Source organism: Lacticaseibacillus sp. 22, assembly GCF_055413445.1.
In genome coordinates this window covers 38,075-59,930 of the sequence record NZ_JBVAYD010000012.1, presented here as the reverse complement: position 1 = coordinate 59,930, position 21,856 = coordinate 38,075, and the positions used below count along the sequence as shown (strand labels likewise).

The window sequence follows — 21,856 nt, the reverse complement described above, 5'->3', positions numbered from 1 at the left end:
TGCCATCGTCTTCGGTGCTTGTTTATTTGCAGAGAACAGTTAGGGCCAGACTTGGCACTTAAGCGGCCTATTTTCATAAATAGTTTAATCATGAGTTGACAATCATCGTTTACAGTTGTAAATTATAAGTGTAGAAAGATTACAAGTGTAAACGGAGGCCGATGATGGAAACACCGAAAGTTGAAATCTCCCAGTCGGAATGGGAGGTTATGCGAATTATTTGGACGCTTGGACCATTAAAAAGCAGCACCATTGCGGCGATTCTTGCGGATAAAATGGCGTGGAAGATAGCGACCACCAAGACCTTTTTGGGAAGACTCGTCAAAAAGGGTGCGCTGGTCACTGAAAAGCAAGGGCGCGAATTTTTATATCATGCAACAGTTGGTGAGCAAGCCTCAATGGATGCAGCCGTTGAGGAGTTATTTAGTCATCTTTGTCAGATGAAGATCGGTACGACCGTGAATCATTTGGTAGCGCAAGTGACGCTTTCCAAGAAAGATATTCAAGCAGTGCAGCAAACTTTGGCGGCTAAATTGCCTGGTGCACCGACAACGGTTCATTGTAACTGCTTACCAGACGGCTGCAAGGAGGCAATTGATGAAGAAAGATAATATGAACCCTTCACAAAAAATGAAAGAATCAGCTAATGACAAAGGACAGATGCAAATGAGTCATCACGACCAGATGCATGCCGGGAAAATGACGGATATGTCAATGGACCACGAACATATGCATCAGCAAACGGATATGGCATCTATGCAAATGAGTCACCACGATATGGGTCATATGGCGATGAATCACAGTGGTATGGATATGCACATGGATCATGGCAATATGGATCATGGTGGTGGGCATATGATGCATATGGGCAATTTGAAGCAGAAGTTTTGGGTCAGCCTCATTGTCATGATCCCCGTGCTGTTATTGGCGCAGTTTATGGGCATGAATATTCATCTCGGGGTCATTGAATTGCCGATTGTCTTTCCGGGGTCTGATTGGGTCGTTCTTGTTTTGTCGTCTTTTCTGTTTTTCTATGGCGGCTGGCCGTTTTTGACCGGCGCAAAGGCAGAATTGCAACAGCGACAACCGGCGATGATGACGTTGATCGCGATGGGCATCACGGTGGCGTATGGTTATTCGCTTTATGCGTTTTTGATGAATAACTTTATTGCGCCTAATGGGATGGTCATGGACTTCTTTTGGGAATTAGCAACACTGATCGTGATCATGCTGCTTGGCCATTGGATCGAAATGAATGCCGTTATGGCTGCAGGTAACGCGGTTGAGAAGTTGGCGGCGTTATTGCCGAATCAGGCACATGTGGTTCATGGTGATCACGTGATGGACATGCCATTATCAGAAGTCCAGGTTGGCGCGCGCTTACGGGTATTAGCAGGTGAACAAATGCCGGCTGATGGTCAAGTGGTCAGTGGCAATAGCAGTGTCAACGAATCATTAGTGACTGGGGAAGCTAAAGCCATTCGCAAGGCTGAAGGTGACCAGGTGATTGGCGGTTCCGTCAATGGTGATGGCGTCATTGAAATCAAGGTCACCGGTACGGGCGAAAGCGGCTATCTGTCGCAAGTCATGAAGTTAGTTCAAAGTGCGCAAGCCAATAAAAGTAAAGCCGAGGGTATGGCAGATAAAGTGGCCGGCTGGCTTTTCTACGCCGCATTGGCAGTTGGGTTACTTGCTTTCTTCCTGTGGTTGCCAAGCGGGGCGGCAGTGGCGTTTGAACGAATGGTCACTGTCTTTATCATTGCTTGTCCCCATGCACTTGGGTTAGCAATTCCGCTGGTCATTGCACGCAGTACCAGTATTGGCGCAACCAATGGACTGTTAATTCGTAATCGCCAGGCACTTGAGACTGTCAAGCGGGCGCAGTTTATCTTGATGGACAAAACCGGAACGTTGACAGAAGGCAAATTCACCGTTGCCAAAACCATTGCCTTTGCCGGTCACGATCAAACGCAGGTACTGTCTGTCATGGCTGCTTTGGAAAATCATTCCGAACACCCGCTGGCAACCGGGATTAAAGCTGCCGCCAAGCAACAGGCGTTAAAGCTGCCGGATGCGCAAAACGTTCAAGTCTTAAAAGGCATCGGTCTGGAAGGCGAAATCGATGGCCAACGTTACACGATCGTCAATGCCCGGTATCTAAAAGATCATCACTTGGCTTATGATGAAGCGCAGGCTGATCAATTAGCGGGGGCCGGTAACTCACTGGCTTTTCTGATCCAGGATGATCAAGTTCTAGGGATGGTTGCAGAAGGCGATCAGCTGAAGCCGTCAAGCAAGTCGTTTGTCACCGCGTTGAAGCAGCAAGGAATTACACCGGTCATGCTGACTGGTGATAACCACGAAACCGCCAAAAAAGTGGCCGATCAACTCGGCATCACTGATTTTCAAGCCGAATTAAAACCTGAAGACAAAGTGGCGCAAGTCGAAGCTTATCAAAAACGTGGCGTTGTGATGATGGTCGGCGATGGGGTTAATGATGCTCCTAGTCTAGCGCAAGCGGATATCGGAGTCGCCATTGGTGCCGGAACCGACGTGGCCATTGATACTGCCGATGTTGTGTTGGTTCATAGTGATCCAGCCGATATTCTTAACTTCTTATCTTTGGCTAAAGCAACCAATCGTAAAATGGTTCAGAATCTTTGGTGGGGTGCCGGCTACAACATCCTGGCTATTCCACTGGCAGCAGGCATTTTAGCACCAGTTGGCTTCATTCTCAGCCCGGCTGTTGGTGCCGCGATTATGTCGTTATCAACCATCGTGGTGGCGTTAAATGCCATGACACTGCATTTGAAGCGCGCGTAATCGTATTTAAAAACAGCATCCATACCGGCCTGTTATCAAGATATAGATAATAGGCCGGTATTTTGTGCACAATCGATACTACATCTTGTAGTCAAAAGATGATACGATGAAAAAGACTTATTCGTTGGCGTTCATTTTTGAAGCGTTGATTGAATCAAGAACACGCACGGCTGCGTTTTAACCTGACTAACGCAACCTGTTAAGAAAGGCAGATCTTATGATGACCACAGCTCGTTTACCGCAGAATCCACAACCGAAAGAATGGCTTGCTAGTGAACTTTCACAACAACGAATTGCTGATTACAAGCCGTTTAATTTTGTTGATGGGGAAGGGGTTCGGTGTAGTTTATATGTCTCGGGCTGTCGCTTTGCTTGCCCGGGTTGTTACAATCGTGTCGCCCAGAATTTTCGGTATGGTCAGCCATACACTCAGGAACTGGAAGATCGGATTATTGCGGATCTGGCTCAGTCATATGTTCAAGGCTTGACCCTGCTAGGCGGAGAACCTTTTTTGAATACTCAGGTCTGCATTCGTCTTTGCCGCCGGATTCGCCAAGAGTTTGGGCATGATAAGGATATCTGGAGTTGGAGTGGTTACACTTACGAAGAACTCATGCAGGATTCCGAAGACAAGTTAACGCTGCTGAGCCTCATCGATATATTGGTGGATGGGCGCTTCCTGTTGGCAAAAAAAGACTTAACGCTGCAATTTCGCGGCAGTTCCAACCAACGGATTATTGATGTGCCGGCAACCCAGGCGGCGGGTGAGATCAAGCTTTGGAAAAACCTCATTCGATAAAAGTTTGACCCTGATTAAAGTCGCAGCCGCTGGTGGTTGGGTTCTTTGCTGCAAACAAAATATAGACAGATAAAAAAGCGAGTAGCTAGCCACAAGACAACAATGACGGTCGTGTGCTTAGCTACTCGCTTTATTCGTTAAAGAAGAATGTCCTACTCATTTTGGTTGGATGAATCAGATGTATCTGCTGTTTGATGAAGTGCCTTTTTGGGATGTTCAACGGTTTGACCAGCATCATTGTAATAGCTGACATATGGAAAATGAATGGTAACCGTTGTGCCTTGATTGATCACGGACGTCAACGTTAAGTGATGCCCTAACTTTTCGGCCAACTTTTCTGCTAAGAATAATCCCAAACCAGTCGATTTATGATTTGACAGGCGTCCATTGCTGCCGGTAAAGCCTTTTTCAAAAACGCGGTGTTGCTCGTCTTTAGGAATGCCGATGCCGTTGTCGATGATCATCAGCTGGGTTTCCTTGCCGGTGTCGCGAATGGTTGCCTGGATGCGCCCACCTTCTGGGGTATACTTGACTGCATTGGAAATGAGCTGCGTCAAAATAAACCGCAGCCATTTATTGTCCGTTAAGACGGTTTGGTCATCGCCGTTCAGTTTAAATGACAGACGTTTGTTAATGAAGCCATTACGTTGATTGGCAACAACGTCATTAATCAGCGGTTTCAATTGCGTATTATGCAGCAAGTAATCTTTCGAAAAGCTGTCAAGTCGGGAATAGTATAAGACCTGCTCAACATAAAACTCGATTTGATCCAGTTGTAAATTGAGGTTATCCAGCTTGTCATCGGGAACTTGGCCCTCAAAACTTTCAGCAAGCAATGAAACCGCGGCCAACGGTACTTTAATTTCGTGTACCCACGAGTCAATGAAATCTTTTTGGTCTTGATGTTGAGCCAAAAGCGCGGTAATTTGTTGCCGATGCAAGGTCAGAATTTTGTTGTAAGTATCCGAGACAACCTGTTCCAGTCCGGATTGACCCCCTGGTAGCGGCCAATCCAAAGCAGCATCTTCAGCATTCTGGCGCGCCTGCAAGCGAGCAGCAAACTGGCGAATACGGACAAAATGGGCGATAAAGAAGGCAATTGCAACCAACGTGACGAGTAAGACCGCATACCAGACCGTTGCCAATTTAACGCGGTGTTGCGGATCCAGCCAAACGATGATGGCAGCTAAACCGACGCATAAAATATAGCCGCCAATCGCCCAAATATGGTCTTTAAAATAGTCGCGAAAACGCATGGCTGCCTCCTAGGGAACAATATAGCCTTGACCGACTTTAGTCTGAATGTAATCTTTCAATCCTGCTTCTTCGATTTTCTTACGCAAGCGGTTAACGTTGACCGTGAGCGTGTTATCGTCCACAAAGCGTTCATCTTGCCAGAGGTCGCGCAAAAGTCTTGACCGGCTGACAATTTGGCCATGTTGCCGCATCAGAATTTGAAGTAATTTATATTCGTTCTTCGACAGATTGATTTCCTTTTCGCCAATTTGGGCCATACCGTTTTTTAGATTCAGCATGAGTCCATTGTGTTCAAGGACATCGGTTCCTTGATCGGCATAATTATAAGTTCGCCGCAACAGCGCATTGATCTTTGCGATGAGGACTTCCATCGCGAAAGGTTTATTCAAAAAGTCGTCTGCACCCATGTTCATTGCCATCACCATATCCATATTGGTGTTGCGACTTGAGATGAAAATAACCGGCACCTTTGAAACTTCACGAATCTTTTGGACCCAATAATAGCCGTCAAAAACCGGCAAATTGATATCTAATAAGACTAAATGTGGTTTTTCCTGCAGAAAATCATCGAAGACAGCGTTAAAATCAGTCACAACGACAGGCTCAAACTGCCACTTCTTGAGGTTGTCAGCGATAAGACCGCTAATTGTCTGATCATCTTCTACAATCATGATTTTAAACACGCGACCAACTCCATTCCTGAACTTATCGTACAAGTTTTGTGGCCGAGACACAAACAAAAGTGAGCGCGAGCCGGCGCGCTTAGAAGTCGGAGTGTAAGTGGCCTTAAGCGTGATGGCCGGGCTTTGGCCATTGCGCTTAAGGTCCTTACACGCAGACTTCTGCGCCGGGGAGCGCGTTATGGGCGTAAGACAGAACATAAGTGGCCTTAAGCGTGATGGCCGGGTTTTGGCCATTGCGTTTAAGGTCCTTACACGCAGACTTCTGCGCCGGGGAGCGCGTTATGGGCGTAAGACAGAACATAAGTGGCCTCAGGCGTGATGGCCGGGTTTTGGCCATTGCGCTTAAGGTCCTTACACGCAGGTTTCTGCGCCGGTGAGCGCGTTATGGGCGTAAGTTAGAACATAAGTGGCCTTGGCCATTGCGACCAAGGTCCTTACACGCAGATCCCTGCGCCGGTGAGCGCGCTATGGGCGTAACTTAGAACATAAGCGTATTATGGTGAAAAGTTCTCGGAACTTTTTCTGATGCCTTTAACCTGTCCCGTTTAGAAAGCTTGATAGTCGCACTGGCATGTTGAATGTGGCGGTTTTTGGTATGATGATGACGGAGGTAAGCCCATGGCAATTTTGGAAGTATCTAATTTAAGTAAGATTTTCGGCCAGCGCCACGATCGGGTTCGGGCCTTAAACGATCTTAGCTTTCAGGTTAAGGCAGGTGAGTTTATTGGCATCATGGGTCCTAGTGGTGCGGGCAAATCAACCCTTTTGAACATTTTGGCAACTATTGAAACGCCAAGTACGGGGAAGGTTAGGATTGCCGGCCATGATCTAGAGGCGCTTAATGAACGGCAGCAAGCTAAGTTTCGCCGTGATCACCTTGGTTTTGTTTTTCAAGACTTTAATTTACTAGATGATATGACGGTTGCCCAAAATGTCTTGTTACCACTGACGTTGCAACATCATGTGCAGCCTGACCGGGCCGAACGGTTACAAATGGTGTCAAAACACCTTAATCTGGATGCTTTGTTGAACGCTTTTCCGGGTGAGCTTAGTATGGGGCAGCGGCAACGGGTAGCAGCAGCGCGTGCCGTGATTACACAACCCAGTCTGTTGCTAGCCGATGAGCCGACTGGCAGCCTTGATTCGCTGGCAGCAACAGAATTTTTGCGTTATTTACGCCAGTTGAATCAGCAAGAGAAAACGACTATTTTAATGGTCACGCATGATCCGTTTACGGCTAGTTTTGCGAGTCGGATTATTTTTATTAAAGATGGGGCCTTTTTTGCCGAAGTAACGCGTGGTAAGTCGCGAGAACAATTTTTTGATCGCATCATTGATATGGAAGCGACCGTTAGTGGGGGAGGCCATTCACGTGTGGGAACAGATTAAAACGAATCTGATTCGGCATCGGCACGAGGACGGCCTACAGATACTGATTGCTGCCTTGATTAGTGCGATTATGTACGCGATCGGTGCAGTTGCCAATAATCGGTTAATTTTAAGTGATGCCAGTAAGCGACTTGGTAACTTGGATATTGTCCCGAGCCTGTTGATGATTGTCATGATGGTGTTGGCACTTTTTTCAATCAGTTTCCTGCTTTATTTGAATAGTCTGTTAATTGGCCGGCGTGATCAGGAAATTGGCTTATACCGTCTTTTAGGATTATCAGGCGCCAAACTTGGGCTGATTGTCTTTCTTGAAAGTGTGATGATCGGCATAGTGGGTCTGTTTGTCGGGGCTTTGCTTGGCTTGATTTTATCGCCATTGCTAGGGATGGTGTTGATCCGGTTAATGGCATTGCACACACCCATCGGCTTTATGTTTTCTTTGTCCGCATTAATGGACGTCTTGACGTTGATGGGAGTTGTTTATCTTTTAGTCGGTGCGATCAATGCGATTTATGTTCGCAGTCCGTTACGCCAGTTTATTCGCCAGCAAGATGTCCCGGCACCACCAAAACCGCAAACCCGCTGGCGCTTCTGGGTCGGTATTTTTGGCTTTTTGTTGTTGGTCGGCAGTTTGTTGACGATGTTGCGTTTGCTTCCAATTGGCGGTCGCTTGATGCGCATACTCTCCTGGCTCCCGGGACCGATTGTGTTACCGCTCTTTTTATTGTTGGTAATCGGCGCCTTATTGCTTGGGTTGTTTTTGGTTTTTGCTTATTTCCTGCCGGGACTGGTAGCGTGGTATCAAAAACGGCACGAGATGCAAACCCATAATGCGAGCGGTATTTCCCGACATCTGATTATTAAGCGTCTGCAGGGGAATGCTCATTCGTTGTGGTTAACCACGTTGCTGTGTGCGATCACCATTACCATGCTAGGTAGTTCAGTCATGCTTTTTCAATATAATCAGGATTTGGTTTTACGTGAGATTCCGACAACCATAGTCGCATCAGGTGTCGGTGTTGATAATGTGACCGATATTTTGAAACAGGCAAAAGTCAAACCGAAGCAGGCGATGACGATTCCCTCAAAGCTGGTTTATGCTGAAATTCGTCTCCGTAATCAGATTGGTGAAGTGCGTAAACAGCCGGGGGTCTACAATGTGGTTGCGTTACGTGATTACCAGCGCGCGGCTAAGATTCAACGGGAATTAGGACCGATTCGGTTGCATTCACAAGAGGCTAAGTTGATGCTTCCGACCAGAAGCGGCTTTCGGCCAGTTGGCGCCAGACGTAATCCGAACCGCGCCATTATCCTGCCTGGCAGTGATACATCGTTACGTCTGACGCAGACGACCAATCGTTTTCCAACCGGAAGCAATAATTATTTTGACCGTGGTCTGTTGGTGACCAATCGAACCTTTGATATGTTGAATGGGACGCCGGATCGCTTGTATATGGCTAAGTTGCCAAAAACAAAAGCTGCCAAACGCGCACTTACCTTGCTGCAGCATTTGGGCAACAGTAAAAATCTGGAAGAGTTTGTTAATATTGGCATACAACAGCGTGAAGGCGATGATTTAACGGTGACGGATCGAGCGAGCACCAACATGGTATATTGGCGTAACCCCATTGGTCTTCAGGCGGCCGAGCAGAATTTCGTCAGTACCTTATATGGGTTCTTACTATTTTTGATCTTATTGCTTAGCGGTGTATTCGTCGTGGCAACCGGAAGCATCTTGTTGTTGAAGCAAGTGATCGCGGTGCGGCAGGAAATTCGCCATTTTCAGATTCTGAAACAGTTAGGGATGGATCCCCATCAGATTCGGGTCACGCTTTATCGCCAGGCTGCAGTTATTTTTGCTGTTCCGCTCATCTGCGGTATTTTGATCGCCTTATGTGTCATTAGTGTGATGACCAATTATCTTGATAATCCACCCTCGCGCTATTTAGGCGTCATGATTGGCATTTATGCAGCATTTGACTGGCTCTTTTACGAAGCAACCGTTCATGTGATGGTTCGCATGGTCGATTCACCGATTGGGCGGTGGCGAACTGAATGAATTTCCGGCATGGAAAAACACCAGCATGTTTGAATCGCCAAAACCCAGCCTGTAAAGCCGGACGCTGAATCTTGGTGGCAAACTTCTGGTGTCGAGTAGCTTGGTGCAGGTTTAAATTTTTCATCCCAATCAAATGCAGCAACCGCTACGAAAATGATTTGGCGGTTGACACTGTCACTTTTTGTGCGGGTCGATCACGGCATAACCGGCCTCATGAAAACCATTGGCAGAGGCAGCGCGGCGAATGAATTCCTTGACTGATGCGAGTGCCGGCGTATTCTTGAATTCGTAATAGTCATTGCTCGTTTGCCAGACTGACATCACCAGGAAATTGTCCGGATGTTTGGCTTCCTGCGCTAGTAAAATATGATTTTCGCCCAACAAAATATCATGATTATCGATCAGTTGTTTAATTTTGGATAAGAAGACTTTGACGTCATCCGTATCAAGGTTAAAGTACATGAAATGCACATAGCCGCTTTGCTCGGTTTTCCCTAGGCTAGCTAAAATTTCATAGCGTAGGGGAGCACTGAATGTGGCTTGACCGCTGGGATCGAAAATCATATAGTCTAGACCGCTTTGTGCTGGTTTCAAGAGTTTTAGTTGCGGATCATGGCGTTCATCAAGCAATTTAGTCAGAAAAGACTTGCTGCCGAAAACCGTTTGTATTGTGGACATAACGACCACCTCCACTTTTATTATAAACTTCTTGGCAGCATTTCACTTTGAAAAGGAGGAAAAACTAAATGAAATTAACAGTTTTAGGTTATCTCGGCGGCTATCCGGATGCCGGACATGCAACGAGTACTTATTTAATTGAAAGTGGCGACTATCACTTACTGATGGATTTAGGTAGTGGCGGTTTGCTGGCATTGGAAAAGGTCTTTGACCCATTGCAATTGGACGCGGTTTTGTTGACGCACTATCATCATGATCATACGGCGGATGTCGGCGTTTTGCAGTACTTCTATCAACTACGCAAGGGAAACAAAAAAGTGTCGCCATTGCCAATTTACGGGCACACAAAGGATCCTTTGAACTTTGGGAGCTTAACGTTTGGTCCGTTTACGCAAGGGATCGGTTATACCGGAGACAGCACCTTACATTTAGGGCCGCTTACGTTAACCTTCCTGGAGACACAGCATCCTGTTCCGGCGTTTGCGGTACGGATTAAAGAAGAAGGCACCAACAAAGTACTTGTGAATACGAGTGATACGCGCTATTTTTCTGGATTGGTTCCCTTTGCTAAGCACGCTGACCTGTTGATGGCAGATACCAATTTCCTTGCCGATCAACCAGCGCCACGATGGCATTTGACCGCTCCAGAAGCCGGAACGTTAGCAAAAGAAGCGCAGGTGAAGCGTTCACTCTTAACGCATTTGCCCCAACAGCTAGATCTTGTCACTTTGAAGGATCAGGCACAAGCAGTAGCGGGAGGTATACCAATTGACGTTGCCAGGGATGACTTGACAATTAATGTCTGATAGTGATGATAACTGATCGTTTAAAATGAGAGGAAAATGTTAAAAATTTAGTTATTATAACTTGGGGTATTTATTACAATTAAACTTATAAAGACGTTGATAGATCACGCAATATCAAGACTTTGAACGCGAAATTTTCATCATTTGAAAAATTATTTTTCTAAATGTGATTGCGCCGCTTTGAGGCAATCTCGTATACTATACCTGTAGTTGAGAAAGATACCTCGTCAAAGAAAAGGAGCGAGCGCTCATGGTTATTTTATATACATCCCCAAGTTGCACATCTTGTCGGAAGGCGCGCGCCTGGTTAAAGGAAAATAAGATTCCATTCCAAGAAAGAAATATTTTTTCTGATCCATTGAATGTTGATGAAATCAAACGGTTATTGATGATGACCGAAGAAGGAACTGAAGAAATTATTTCAACACGTTCAAAGATCTTCCAGGAGCTCGGCGTTAATATTGATGAACTGTCAACGGGTACCCTGATTAAGTTAGTGGCGAAATATCCAGGTCTGTTACGGCGACCGATCATGATGGATGACAAACGCCTTCAGGTTGGCTATAACGAGGACGAAATCCGCCGCTTCTTGCCACGATCTGTTCGGACTTTGGAATTGCAACAGGCGCAATTAAAAGAACTGCCTTGGCACAATGGATCGCCGAGGCAGTTCTTTTTGCGTACAAAATGTGTGCGATTTTAAGATTTCAAAGCCTGCGACTTGATCATAACAGGTACGTGCGGTAGAATGCCGTGAAGTACGAAATCTGCTATAATGTAGTAAGTGGTCATGTGATGAACCACAAAAGTCAGGGTTCCGTGACTAAAGTGAGGTGCAGCAATCATGGAAATGGAACGGATTAACGCAAATACGATCCGGGTCATGTTAGGCAACGATGATCTAGCGCAGCGGGGAATTACCGTGCTGGATTTGCTTGGTAATCACAAGCAGATTGAAAGCTTCTTCTACAGTATCCTCGATGAAGTCGATAAAGATCATACGTTTGCGACAAATGAGGCCGTGACGTTTCAAGTCATGCCAAGTCAGTCCGGACTCGAGTTGTTGATCAGTAAGAACGGACAAAAGAATGATGATAGCGACACCGGTTCTGATGGTGATAGTGCGGATACCCAGGTGCCGGATTATATTCGCCAGCAGCTGCAGGGGTTAGATGCCAACGATCAACATGATCAGCAAGCTGTTGACGAAGGCGGTTATATTGATGCTGCCAAAGCACCACAAACCGAATTAGTCTTAAAATTAAAGGATTTTGAAGATTTCATCAGCCTTGCTCAGACGCTTCGCTTGGAAGGCGGTAAGAGTGATCTTTATCGTTACAAGCAAAACTACTACCTTGTTTTGACTTTCTATCCAAACGAAATTTCATCTAATGAAGCGCACGATGAAATGGCAGTCGCACTGGAATTTGGTGATCGGTCACCGTTGTCATCTGCGGTTTTGTCGGAGTACGGCAAACGATTGATGGAAACCAGCGCATTAGAAACAGCGCGGTATTACTTTAAGTAAAGATGGTTTAAAAAACCCGCTCAAATGAGTGGATTTTTTCGTGTTCTTAAACTTAGCATCTCTGAAAACATGACGCGAATCATTTAAAACGGACTATTATCCCCAGAGGAGAAACTGGTCATGTAATTCAGCAGCTGATCGGCATAACTAGGGTGATCGTTCATCTGACGTAAGGTCGTCTTAAGTGTTGCCAGTTGGTCAGTGATAATCCCATCTGCATCCATAAACGTCATTTTCTGCATATCATCGCTATCGTTGACGGTCCATGCATAAATCGCCTGATGCCGTGCATGGGCTTGATCAGTCACGGTCGTTGAAAGGGTGGTTGATTCTAACGTATAACCGCTTGCTGGCGTTGCAGGGGAAACCAGTGTATATGGCAGAATAAAGAACGTCTTGAGTGTCGGGACCTTCTTACGCAGAGTGGTGACCACATGATAGTCGAGCGAATGAACTTGATCATGATCTGCCAATAAGCGTTGCGCATATCGCTGGATAAAACGATCCATCATTTCTGGGCTGTCATAGGGGGTTGTTTTAATTTCAACCAATAATTTCTGATGGGCTGCTTCAGCGGCGGCCAGATAGTCATCGAAACTAGCGACTTTGGCGGCGTGCCCAGTTTCACGCGCGGTTAGCTGTGTTAGTTCAGCCAAAGTTAAATCATGCGGCCGAGCATTACGTCCGGTTAATGCGCTTAGATTTTCATCGTGCATCACAACAAATTGGTGATCTTTGGTTTCGTGCAAATCCATTTCGACATAATCGGGCTTTTCCTTAGCAGTGGCTTCCAACGCCGGGATCGTATTCTGCACGCCATTTCCGTTGTCAACTCCGCGATGTGAGATGGTTAATGGCTGGGTCGTTAAGGCTCCGGTTAGATAAGCGTGGTAAAAAGCACTGGTGCTAGCGACAACCAGCAAAATTAGCGCCAAAGCACTGAGACGAAAAAGTACCGTCCGCCGCCGTTTCGACACTGGCGCATCAATCGTTTGCACGGAAATGAGTTGAAAAGTTTCTGCTTGGGCGGTTGCTAATTGATACAGCATGACAGTAAAGAAAACCGTGATCAGCAAAAGTGTGACCTGCAATAAACCAAGATTAATGGTTGCACCTAATAATGACCACTGCTGCCATTGCTGGTCTAGGTATGTCTGAAACCCATATAATCCAAGGATCAGCAACACCGTCAGTACCATCACCGGAATGACAATGAGGATGATTGAAAAGAGTGTTCGCCAAGCCTGACCGCGTGTTGCTCGCCAGCTGCGAACAACCGTTGCTGCGGGATGCTCATCACCAAGGATTAAAGCTGGCAAAAGTGGTAATAGGCGCACAGCCAACCAGGTGCCAACCAGATATAACAAAACAACCAGAATTGCCAAATACCAGCGGTCCAAAATGAAATCAATGATGAAATCGGGAATCGTCAATTTGGCCAATAAACTGGTTTTAAACACGATACTTGAGAACGGAAAAACCAAAACAAAATAGGCAATCAAAATCATAATGGTTGTGGGCGTCAAGCGGCGGGTCTTTTTGATCGTTGCTAAAGCTAACTGGCGAAAATTTAAATGCGTTTGGCGGTGGATGTTTTGAATGCCGAGAATTAGAAACGCAAACTGCCAATAGACGAACAGCAGTAATAGTAAGCCAATTAGCAAGAGTAAGACGGCGGTACCTGGCTTTTCCACGATAATCGTGCCTAAGTTGGTTAAAGTGATGTAGGGAACATTTCCTAGACGCAGGATTTGTTGCGCACTAAAAGTCAGCAGCGGGATGATTGCCAGTCCGACTGCGAGATTGGTTACGCTGATCAGTAGAAAGTAGGCGCCCCAGTGATGGGCAAAGTCTTTGGTGTTTCGGGTAAACAAAGACCAGACTTTGATTTTTTTATTCATGATAAGGTTTTGAGTTGTCCTTTGAAGTCACTAATTTGAGTGTAGCCTTTTGTCTGCATAACCGCCGCTAGCTCTCGTTTGAGGCGGGTGAACACCGCTGGCCCTTCTTCTTGTAAGAGGGTACCGACTTGAACCAGACTAGCACCGGCAAGGATTAAGTCATAAGCATCGCGGCCATTGGTGATGCCGCCGGTGCCGATGATCTGAATTTGCGGGTTAAGTCGTTGGGCAAAAGCGCGAACGTTGGCAAGGGCGATTGGCTTAGCATAAGCACCGCCGACACCACCGAAACCGCCTTTTGGTTTGATTAAAACAGTATCGGTTTCTGGATCGATCATCAAACCGTTACCCAGACTATTGATGGAGTTGACAAATTTCAACGGGAACTGATTTAAAATAGCTGCCATTTGGTCAAACTGAGCCAAATCGAAATAAGGCGGCAACTTGACCCCGGCTGGCTTAGTGAAGAAGCTAAACAGGTTAGTCAAAACTTCTTGCGTACGGTCAAAATCATAACCGGTTTGCGGCTTACCTGGCACATTGGGGCAACTGAGATTAAATTCAACCAAACCGTTAAAATCCGAATCTTCAATCGTGTGTGCCATCGCCAGATTTTCTTCCATCGACAAACCGGCAACTGAAATGAAAATGGGCTGATCAGGGTGCGCTTTTTGAAAATTCAAGGCGTAGTTGAGGTAGTAATCCAAGCCTTCGTTAGGTAAGCCCATGGAATTGATTGAGCCTAGTTCCAGACGGGCATAGCGTGGACTCGGGTTACCTAGCCGCTTTGCTTGGGTTGCACTTTTGGTAACCAAGGTGCCGGCATCGCTTTGCACCAGTTCGTCTAATTCTTGTTCGGTGTAACAGCGAACGCCGCTTGCATTCATAAATACATTGTCAAATTTAAAGCCATCAATACTTGTACGCAGATCAGTCATAAACTTGCCCACTCCTTCAATATTTGCTGTTCCCATTTAAGCATAGAAAAGCCTCAGAAACCAGTCACTCACCCCGGCGTAACCAAAAAAGCGCCCTTAAACTCCTGTTCGTGAAGTTTAAAGGAACGTTTTGAGTTGTATGCAAATTCATGATCAGCCGGCATGCTAGGTGAAGGCATTAAGGATTAACGCCGCCAACGCAATGCCACCGCTAATTAGTGTCAAACGCCGCATTTTTTCTGGATGATGATGACTGAGTATTAAAATGAGCCAGCCTAATAAACCAATCAGAGTCAGAACACTCGCACCAATGAAAATAATCAAAAGTCCAATTCGAATAACTTGCATGCTAATGTCTGCCTACAAAGCCAAATTGTCATTGGGGGTCACGAGACCGGCAAGTTTAGCCGCTTTTTGACGAATGTCGGCGGGTGGCGTTTGCGGAAGCGTAAAGTGCGTTTCCATTTTATGGGGATCGAAGTCTGGTGTCACGCTAACCAAAGAGTAGAAAACGTTGCTTGCCACGGTGTCGGGAATATCAGAGAGTGTGTAAGCGCGGATTTCAGCTTCTTGCTTTGGCAGATGGCTTAGGAAATCGGCCAGAACGCGATATGAATAATAAACAGTTTCCTCATACGTTGTCCCGACCGCCTCAGCATTAGGAATATTAGGAAAACTAATGTGATAACCAGTTTTGGTTTTCTCGTTGCGCGCCACAAAATAATAGTGGCGTCCCGTCTTTGCCATCTCAACCACTCCTCTTCTTTCTTTTTATTATAACACGGTGAGAAAGATTAACAACAAAATTACCCGTACTCATTTTTAAGATGTTTTCTCATTAAAATCATAGAAAAAAGTACCGCTTGAGTCTTTGCAAACCTGCTTCGCCGTGATACACTTATATGCGTTGATTTGCGGTCGTAGTTTAGTGGTAAAACTCCAGCTTCCCAAGCTGGTGTCGCGAGTTCGATTCTCGTCGACCGCTGTATAGATCCGGTGAGAAAGAGGAATTCAGGTTATTTGACGTTTAAAAGTGAGATCGGCTAGTGCAAACGATCACGTCTAACCTGTTGGCGCGCTTTTGAGGATCAGTGTTTTGAGTGGACTCATGTCAAGCAGAGTGGTACCGCGGGTGCAGGCTCGTCTCTTCGTAAAGGGAGAGATGGGTCTTTTTTCGTGGCATCATGATTTAGGAGGAAATTATGGATTTCAAAGAACTTGTTGTTAAAGCGCTTGTTCCGGTTTTGGATGGTCAGCTAGATGAGGCGGCCATCACCGCGTTAGTTGAAACACCCAAGTCATCTGATTTAGGCGATTTTGCCTTTCCAACGTTTTCATTGGCAAAGATCTTGCATCAGGCCCCGAAGATGATTGCCAGTGATTTGGTTGCAAAGATTGACGCGTCCCCGTTTGAGCAGGTTAAAGCAGTGGGCGGGTATGTTAACTTTTATCTAGACAAGATCAGTTTTGCCCATGAAGTTTTAAAAGCAATTGCCCAATCCGGCGAGCATTTTGGCGATGCTAAGCTTGGTGAAGGCAATGTGCCGATTGATATGAGCAGCCCTAATATCGCTAAGCCAATGTCAATGGGGCATTTGCGGTCGACGGTTATTGGGAATGCACTTGCTAATATCTTGCAGAAGGTCGGTTACTCGCCGATTAAAATTAACCATTTAGGTGACTGGGGAACCCAATTTGGCAAGCTGATTGTTGCCTATAAAAAATGGGGATCGGAAGCCGATGTTAAGGCTGATCCGATTAAAAACCTGTTGCAGTATTACGTTAAGTTCCATGAAGTGGCTGAAACCGATCCTGAGTTGGAAGATGAAGCGCGGGCATGGTTTAAGCGATTGGAAGATGGCGACAAAGAGGCAATCACGCTATGGCGGTGGTTCCGGACGGTTTCACTGGCTGAGTTTAACCGAATCTATAAAATTCTTGGCGTTGATTTTGATTCATATAATGGCGAGGCGTTTTACAACGACAAGATGGATCGTGTGGTTAAAACCCTGGAAGATAAGCATTTGCTAAAAACCAGTCAAGGTGCCGAGATTGTAGACTTAAGTAAATACAACCTCAATCCGGCGCTGATCAAAAAATCAGACGGCGCCACCCTTTATATGACCCGTGATCTAGCAGCAGCCATTTTCCGGAAAGAACATTATCATTTTGTGCAGAGCCTCTATGTCGTGGGTAACGAGCAGCGCGAACATTTCCAACAGTTAAAAGCAGTCTTGCTGGAAATGGGTTACGAGTGGGCCAATGATATACACCACATTCCATTCGGCTTGATCACAGCCAATGGCAAGAAGTTGTCAACCCGCCGCGGTAACATCATTTTGCTTGAAAAAGTCTTAAAAGATGCAGTCGGACTTGCCCAGCAGCAAATTGATGAGAAACATCCGGATTTACCGAATGCAGAAAAAGTTGCCCATGAAGTTGGTGTCGGGGCGGTTATTTTCCATGATTTGAAGAATGAACGGCTGGATAACTTTGACTTTAACCTAGAGGAAGTCGTTCGTTTTGAAGGCGAAACCGGTCCGTACGTTCAATACACCAATGCCCGGGCACACAGCATCTTGCGCAAGGCCAACATTGCACCGGCGCCGGAAGTAGCCTTGAGTGATCCGGCTGCGTGGGATGTTTTACGGGCTTTGGGTGATTATCCAAGTATCGTGGTGCGGGCGGCTAAAGAGTATGAGCCTTCAGTGATTGCAAAATACGCATTAAGGCTGGCTAAGGCATTCAACAAATATTATGCCAACGTCAAGGTGTTGGTTGAAGACAGTGAACTGCCGGCTCGGTTGGCAATGGTCTCCGCGACGACTCAAGTCTTGGAGAATGCCCTGCACTTGCTAGGAGTGGCGGCACCTGAAGAAATGTAGTCACTTGTGTGGATGAATTGAGTCTTGTTTCATGACGCGGTCGACCCGGCAGAGACTTCTAACCGCGCCGGGTCGCGCTTAGGAGGTTGTTGAATGAATAAGAGTGAACGCCAAGCTGCATTGGCACGGATTATTAATCAAAAACCGATCGCAACGCAAGAGGAGCTTTTGGCGGCATTGAAGGCGGCTGGTATTGATGCTACCCAGGCGACGATTTCGCGTGATATTCGGGAAATGCAAATTGTTAAAGCCCAAGATGCCAAAGGAACTTTGCGCTATACGATTTTTCGCGGGTCAGAGGAGTCACAGCTTGAACGGCTGGGGCGATCGATTCGGGAAGTCGGCTTGACGATCACTCGGGTTCAATTCCTGAATGTCATCAAGACGCTGCCAAGTAATGGTAATTTGTTGGCGGCCATTATTGATGATATCGATTTTGATCAAGTTGTAGGAACCATCGCCGGCCACGATACGATTGTCGTTATTAGCCCTGATGAAAAACAGGCAAAATGGTTTGAAGAGGCTTATCGTCATGCTTTTGATCGGTGAGTTGAGGTAAGTTGTGGTTTAAAAGAGCTCCCATAATGGTTAGCTAAAAACGCTAGCGATTATGGGAGCTTTTCAGGTTCTAACTGACATGATGGGTCGAGGATTCAAAGAGCGCTGATCGTATAGCTTATTGACGAAACGGGCTTGGACTGGTGACCGTTAGAGGCTCAATCGTCAGCGGCCGGATCAGACGTACGCGAAATGCATGTAACTGCATCCGAGTGGCCGTTTCAGTGGCTGCATATAAAGGATCGCCAATGATGGGGAAGCCGATGCTGGCTAGATGAACCCGAATCTGATGAGTGCGTCCGGTTTCTAGATTAAGTTCAATCGTGGCAGTATCCGCGGTTTCGGCAATTCGATGATAGTGCGTGACAGCAAAGGCACCATCAGCGCGAATCATCCGCTTACGCTTATCGTCAGGATCATGACCAATAGGAGCTTGAATCGTTCCTTTTTCCGGAATCCCGCGCGGAACCACGGCGAGATAATCACGGTGCATGGTTTTCGTTGCTAGTTGCCGGTTAATGATGGCTTGTGCTAACGGATTTTTGGCAATGACTAATAGGCCGCTGGTTGCCATATCAAGCCGGTGGGTGATAAGCGCTGGAAAAGGAGCCAAATAAGCAGCAGCCTGATTCATTAAGGTGCCGGTTTCGCCAGGTTGATTTGGGTGGGTTTTCATGCCGGCGGTTTTGTCCACGATCAATAAGTCGTCATCCTCATAACGGATGTTAAGATGCGGCGTTTCCGGGACGTAGGTTCGATGGACAAGCTCATCATAAGTCAGCGAGATAAGGTCACCATTTTTAACGGGCTCGTTAAGATGGCGGTAGTGGCCGTTGACCTGAATGGTTTGTGCCACGCGCATCTGATGCTGGCGTTTCCGGGGGATTAGCCAGTCTTGAAGTTGATCCCGGAGGCTGGCATGATTCTGGGCAATGGCGGATGTTTGAAATAACAAAAGGATTCCTCGATTCGTTCGGTCATAAAGTTTGCTTAAAAACAGCCGGTCGAGACTTGGCTGACAACGGCCTATGCTACAATAAATAAGATTCATAATAGGAGGAAGGACATGCAGGTTCTATCACGTGTCTGGCAGAGCATTCGGTGGTTCTTCCGCCGATTTCAGGTCATTCGCTGGCTCATTTTACTTGGGTTGACGGTCATCCTAATCTTCTCTGCCTGGTTCACTTATAAAGCAAAAACCGCTGATGTTCAAAATATCAAGAGCACCTTACAGACCAAAACGGTTATTTACGATGCCAACAATGAAGAAGCGGGGACATTGTACGGTCAAAAAGGGACGTATGTTGAACTCAGTGCGATTAGTCCGCAAGTCCAAAATGCGGTTATTTCAACCGAAGACCGGACGTTTTACTCGAATGGCGGCTTTTCCATTAAAGGAATTTTGCGGTCGGCGTTGAACTATGTTATCCATCATGGTCAAATTATGGGTGGTGGGAGCACCATCACGCAACAATTAGCCAAAAATACGTTACTGACGCAAAAGCAGACCATGCTGCGTAAGGCACAAGAGCTATTCATGGCGATTCAACTGAATAAAGTTTACTCCAAGCAGGATATTCTCGCGATGTATCTCAACAATGCCTATTTTGGTAATGGGGTTTGGGGCGTGCAGGACGCTGCAAAACGTTATTTCGGCAAGAATGCGAGTCAACTGGATGCCAGTGAAGGTGCCATTTTAGCAGGGATGTTACGTAACCCGAGTTATTATAATCCGGCTGATCATAAAGATAACGCGATTTCGCGACGTAATGTGGTTTTGCAGCTAATGGTGGATAACCACAAATTGACTCAGGCGCAGGCAAATGCAGCCAAAGCGCAATCGGTTCAGGTGGTGGATGCTTTTTCAAACGCCAACGCACAGAAATATCCATCTTACTTTGATTCGGTCATCGAAGAAGCGCGCAGTGAGGGGATTAGCGTTGATGATATTCTGAATAAAGGCTATAAGATCTACACCAATCTGGATCAAACTTATCAGCAGAATCTGCAAACCAGTTTTGAACAGGACTGGGCATTTCCGGCTAATGCAGCAGATGGTAAACAGGTTCAAGGCGCATCGATTATTCTGGATCCCAAGACTGGCGGCGTGCGCGCAGTTGTCGGCAACCGGGGCGAACATACCTTCCTAGGGTTTAATTACGCGACTCAGCTGCGTAATTCGCCGGGATCGACTATCAAGCCGCTGATGGTGTACACACCGGCGTTAGAAAACGGGTATCACTACGATTCGATTCTGAAAGACGAAAAGCTTAGCTACGGCAAAAATAATTATACCCCGACAAACGCGACCGGCACATACCTTGGCACCGTTCCGATGTATCAAGCACTGGCGGATTCGATCAATGCCCCTGCTGTTTGGTTACTCAACAAACTCGGGGTGCAAAAAGGCGTTGCCAGCCTTGATCGTTTTGGCATTCAGCTCAAATCGAGTGATCAGAATCTAGCCGCAGCCCTTGGCGGTTTAAAAAACGGGGTTTCACCGTTGATGCTGGCGCGGGCATACGCGGCATTTGCTAACGATGGCAAGCTGCCGACCACGCATTTTATTCGGAAAATCGTTGATGCGAGCGGCGAAACGGTGGTTGATAATTCCCATCCGGCAACGCGTCAGATCATGTCCAAAAAAGTCGCTCAGGAAATGACCAGTATGATGATCGGTACGTTTAACGAAGGTACCGGGAAAACGGCTAAACCTTCTGGCTATACAATTGCAGGTAAAACCGGCAGTACCGAGGTTCCTAGCAGTTGGGGTTATGGCACCAAGGATCAGTGGGTAGTTGGTTATACGCCGGATATTGTGAATGCAACTTGGATTGGTTATCCGACAACGGATAGTCAGCACTTTTTGCAAGGTACCAGCACATCCGGTGTCGCACCGTTGTTCAAGCTTGAAATGTCGAAGCTGATGCCCAATACACCTCAAACTGCCTTTGACACCAAGGATGCCGCCCAAATGGCCAGCATCCAAACACCGGGAAAAAGTGATGACACTTGGCAAGGAATTCAAGATAGTATCGATAAAGGTATAGACAGTGCCAAGGAAACTGTGGGAAAATGGTATGATAATATTAAGAGCTGGTTCAAATAGGCTCAAAAAGTGAGGTAAAGCATGGCAAACGTTTACGACACCGCAAATCAAATGGCGGCAGATATCAAGACAACTCAGGAATTCCAAGATCTTAAGAAGGCATTTGATCTTTTGAAATTGGACACCGTTGCATATGGCTTGTTCCAGCAGTTCCAACAAAAGCAATATGAGATGCAACAAAAGTCAATGCAGGGACAGGATTTTACCGATGAAGAAGTGAAATCACTGCAGGCACTTGGCGACAAGATGCGTGATATTCAACCGATCCAGAACTTGATGGCTAAAGAACAAGGCCTTTCCCAGATGATGGACGAATTGAATAAGATCATCTCCCAACCAATTATTGACGTTTATCAAAGCAAGCCATAAGTTATTGGCTCACTTTAAACAACATACCAACTTAGGTTAGCGAAGTGGCATGTCGATAAAGATCAAGTAAAATC

Annotated in this window: 20 protein-coding genes and 1 tRNA gene; 13 read left to right on the top strand and 8 right to left on the bottom strand. The window is 46.4% G+C overall.

What is annotated here, in order from left to right:
- Positions 1–164 precede the first annotated feature (164 nt).
- The 3 genes from ACWP87_RS07515 (at position 165) to nrdG (ending at position 3,622) form a co-directional block, all read left to right on the top strand.
- Positions 165–611, top strand: coding sequence for a CopY/TcrY family copper transport repressor (locus ACWP87_RS07515; protein WP_005685447.1), 447 nt, complete (start codon positions 165–167; stop codon positions 609–611).
- Complete coding sequence (locus ACWP87_RS07510) at positions 598–2,823, top strand: heavy metal translocating P-type ATPase (protein WP_014569756.1); 2,226 nt, start codon at positions 598–600, stop codon at positions 2,821–2,823. Before ACWP87_RS07515 ends, ACWP87_RS07510 begins: the two co-directional genes overlap by 14 nt.
- A 220-nt stretch (positions 2,824–3,043) precedes the next feature.
- Positions 3,044–3,622: an anaerobic ribonucleoside-triphosphate reductase activating protein gene (gene nrdG, locus ACWP87_RS07505; protein WP_015764976.1), complete on the top strand. Its 579-nt coding sequence runs from the start codon at positions 3,044–3,046 to the stop codon at positions 3,620–3,622.
- A 152-nt stretch (positions 3,623–3,774) separates the two neighbouring features.
- On the opposite strand, the gene ACWP87_RS07500 is transcribed toward nrdG, so the two are convergent.
- Positions 3,775–4,878 (bottom strand): sensor histidine kinase, encoded by a 1,104-nt coding sequence (locus ACWP87_RS07500; protein WP_014569754.1) that lies wholly within the window; start codon positions 4,876–4,878, stop codon positions 3,775–3,777.
- Positions 4,879–4,887: 9 nt separating this feature from the next.
- The gene (locus ACWP87_RS07495; RefSeq protein WP_005685451.1) at positions 4,888–5,562 is read right to left on the bottom strand and encodes a response regulator transcription factor; all 675 of its coding nucleotides are present in this window, start codon (positions 5,560–5,562) and stop codon (positions 4,888–4,890) included.
- A 618-nt stretch (positions 5,563–6,180) separates the two neighbouring features.
- On the opposite strand from ACWP87_RS07495, the gene ACWP87_RS07490 reads away from it, so the two are divergent.
- Positions 6,181–6,951: an ABC transporter ATP-binding protein gene (locus ACWP87_RS07490; protein WP_005689833.1), complete on the top strand. Its 771-nt coding sequence runs from the start codon at positions 6,181–6,183 to the stop codon at positions 6,949–6,951.
- Positions 6,935–9,010 (top strand): ABC transporter permease, encoded by a 2,076-nt coding sequence (locus ACWP87_RS07485; RefSeq protein WP_014569751.1) that lies wholly within the window; start codon positions 6,935–6,937, stop codon positions 9,008–9,010. Before ACWP87_RS07490 ends, ACWP87_RS07485 begins: the two co-directional genes overlap by 17 nt.
- A 174-nt stretch (positions 9,011–9,184) precedes the next feature.
- Here the strand turns inward: ACWP87_RS07485 and ACWP87_RS07480 are convergent, their stop codons facing one another.
- On the bottom strand, positions 9,185–9,688 hold the full coding sequence (locus ACWP87_RS07480) for a hypothetical protein (protein ID WP_014569750.1): 504 nt from the start codon (positions 9,686–9,688) through the stop codon (positions 9,185–9,187).
- A 68-nt stretch (positions 9,689–9,756) separates the two neighbouring features.
- Between ACWP87_RS07480 and ACWP87_RS07475 the strand changes: the two genes are divergently transcribed.
- The 3 genes from ACWP87_RS07475 (at position 9,757) to ACWP87_RS07465 (ending at position 12,022) form a co-directional block, all read left to right on the top strand.
- Positions 9,757–10,494: an MBL fold metallo-hydrolase gene (locus tag ACWP87_RS07475; RefSeq protein ID WP_014569749.1), complete on the top strand. Its 738-nt coding sequence runs from the start codon at positions 9,757–9,759 to the stop codon at positions 10,492–10,494.
- Positions 10,495–10,744: 250 nt separating this feature from the next.
- Positions 10,745–11,197, top strand: coding sequence for a transcriptional regulator SpxA (gene spxA, locus ACWP87_RS07470; protein WP_014569748.1), 453 nt, complete (start codon positions 10,745–10,747; stop codon positions 11,195–11,197).
- A 141-nt stretch (positions 11,198–11,338) separates the two neighbouring features.
- Positions 11,339–12,022, top strand: a complete 684-nt coding sequence (locus ACWP87_RS07465; RefSeq protein ID WP_005685460.1) for an adaptor protein MecA — start codon at positions 11,339–11,341, stop codon at positions 12,020–12,022.
- An 83-nt stretch (positions 12,023–12,105) separates the two neighbouring features.
- On the opposite strand, the gene ACWP87_RS07460 is transcribed toward ACWP87_RS07465, so the two are convergent.
- The 4 genes from ACWP87_RS07460 to ACWP87_RS07445 all read right to left on the bottom strand — a co-directional run bounded on the left by ACWP87_RS07460 (position 12,106) and on the right by ACWP87_RS07445 (position 15,608).
- A complete protein-coding gene (locus tag ACWP87_RS07460; RefSeq protein ID WP_014569747.1) occupies positions 12,106–13,923 on the bottom strand; it encodes a glycerophosphoryl diester phosphodiesterase membrane domain-containing protein in 1,818 nt (605 codons plus the stop codon).
- Positions 13,920–14,861: a dihydroorotate oxidase gene (locus ACWP87_RS07455; protein WP_005685462.1), complete on the bottom strand. Its 942-nt coding sequence runs from the start codon at positions 14,859–14,861 to the stop codon at positions 13,920–13,922. The genes ACWP87_RS07460 and ACWP87_RS07455 overlap by 4 nt, the downstream gene beginning before the upstream one ends.
- 165 nt (positions 14,862–15,026) lie before the next feature.
- Positions 15,027–15,209, bottom strand: a complete 183-nt coding sequence (locus ACWP87_RS07450) for a hypothetical protein (RefSeq protein ID WP_014569746.1) — start codon at positions 15,207–15,209, stop codon at positions 15,027–15,029.
- Positions 15,210–15,221: 12 nt separating this feature from the next.
- Positions 15,222–15,608 (bottom strand): hypothetical protein, encoded by a 387-nt coding sequence (locus tag ACWP87_RS07445; protein ID WP_005685464.1) that lies wholly within the window; start codon positions 15,606–15,608, stop codon positions 15,222–15,224.
- A gap of 167 nt (positions 15,609–15,775) precedes the next feature.
- Between ACWP87_RS07445 and ACWP87_RS07440 the strand changes: the two genes are divergently transcribed.
- The 3 genes from ACWP87_RS07440 to argR all read left to right on the top strand — a co-directional run bounded on the left by ACWP87_RS07440 (position 15,776) and on the right by argR (position 18,295).
- Positions 15,776–15,846 (top strand) — tRNA-Gly (locus ACWP87_RS07440).
- A 217-nt stretch (positions 15,847–16,063) separates the two neighbouring features.
- Positions 16,064–17,746 carry an arginine--tRNA ligase gene (gene argS, locus ACWP87_RS07435; RefSeq protein WP_014569745.1) on the top strand — a complete coding sequence of 561 codons (1,683 nt, stop codon included), beginning with the start codon at positions 16,064–16,066 and terminating at the stop codon, positions 17,744–17,746.
- A gap of 93 nt (positions 17,747–17,839) precedes the next feature.
- Positions 17,840–18,295 (top strand): arginine repressor, encoded by a 456-nt coding sequence (gene argR, locus ACWP87_RS07430; protein WP_005711510.1) that lies wholly within the window; start codon positions 17,840–17,842, stop codon positions 18,293–18,295.
- Positions 18,296–18,422: 127 nt separating this feature from the next.
- Here the strand turns inward: argR and ACWP87_RS07425 are convergent, their stop codons facing one another.
- Complete coding sequence (locus ACWP87_RS07425) at positions 18,423–19,259, bottom strand: RluA family pseudouridine synthase (RefSeq protein WP_014569744.1); 837 nt, start codon at positions 19,257–19,259, stop codon at positions 18,423–18,425.
- Between the two features lie 111 nt (positions 19,260–19,370).
- Here ACWP87_RS07425 and ACWP87_RS07420 point away from each other — a divergent pair, with 111 nt between their 5' ends.
- Both ACWP87_RS07420 and ACWP87_RS07415 read left to right on the top strand, forming a co-directional pair.
- Positions 19,371–21,413 (top strand): PBP1A family penicillin-binding protein, encoded by a 2,043-nt coding sequence (locus ACWP87_RS07420; protein WP_005685469.1) that lies wholly within the window; start codon positions 19,371–19,373, stop codon positions 21,411–21,413.
- Positions 21,414–21,434: 21 nt separating this feature from the next.
- Positions 21,435–21,782, top strand: coding sequence for a YlbF family regulator (locus tag ACWP87_RS07415; protein WP_005685470.1), 348 nt, complete (start codon positions 21,435–21,437; stop codon positions 21,780–21,782).
- Positions 21,783–21,856: the final 74 nt, after the last annotated feature.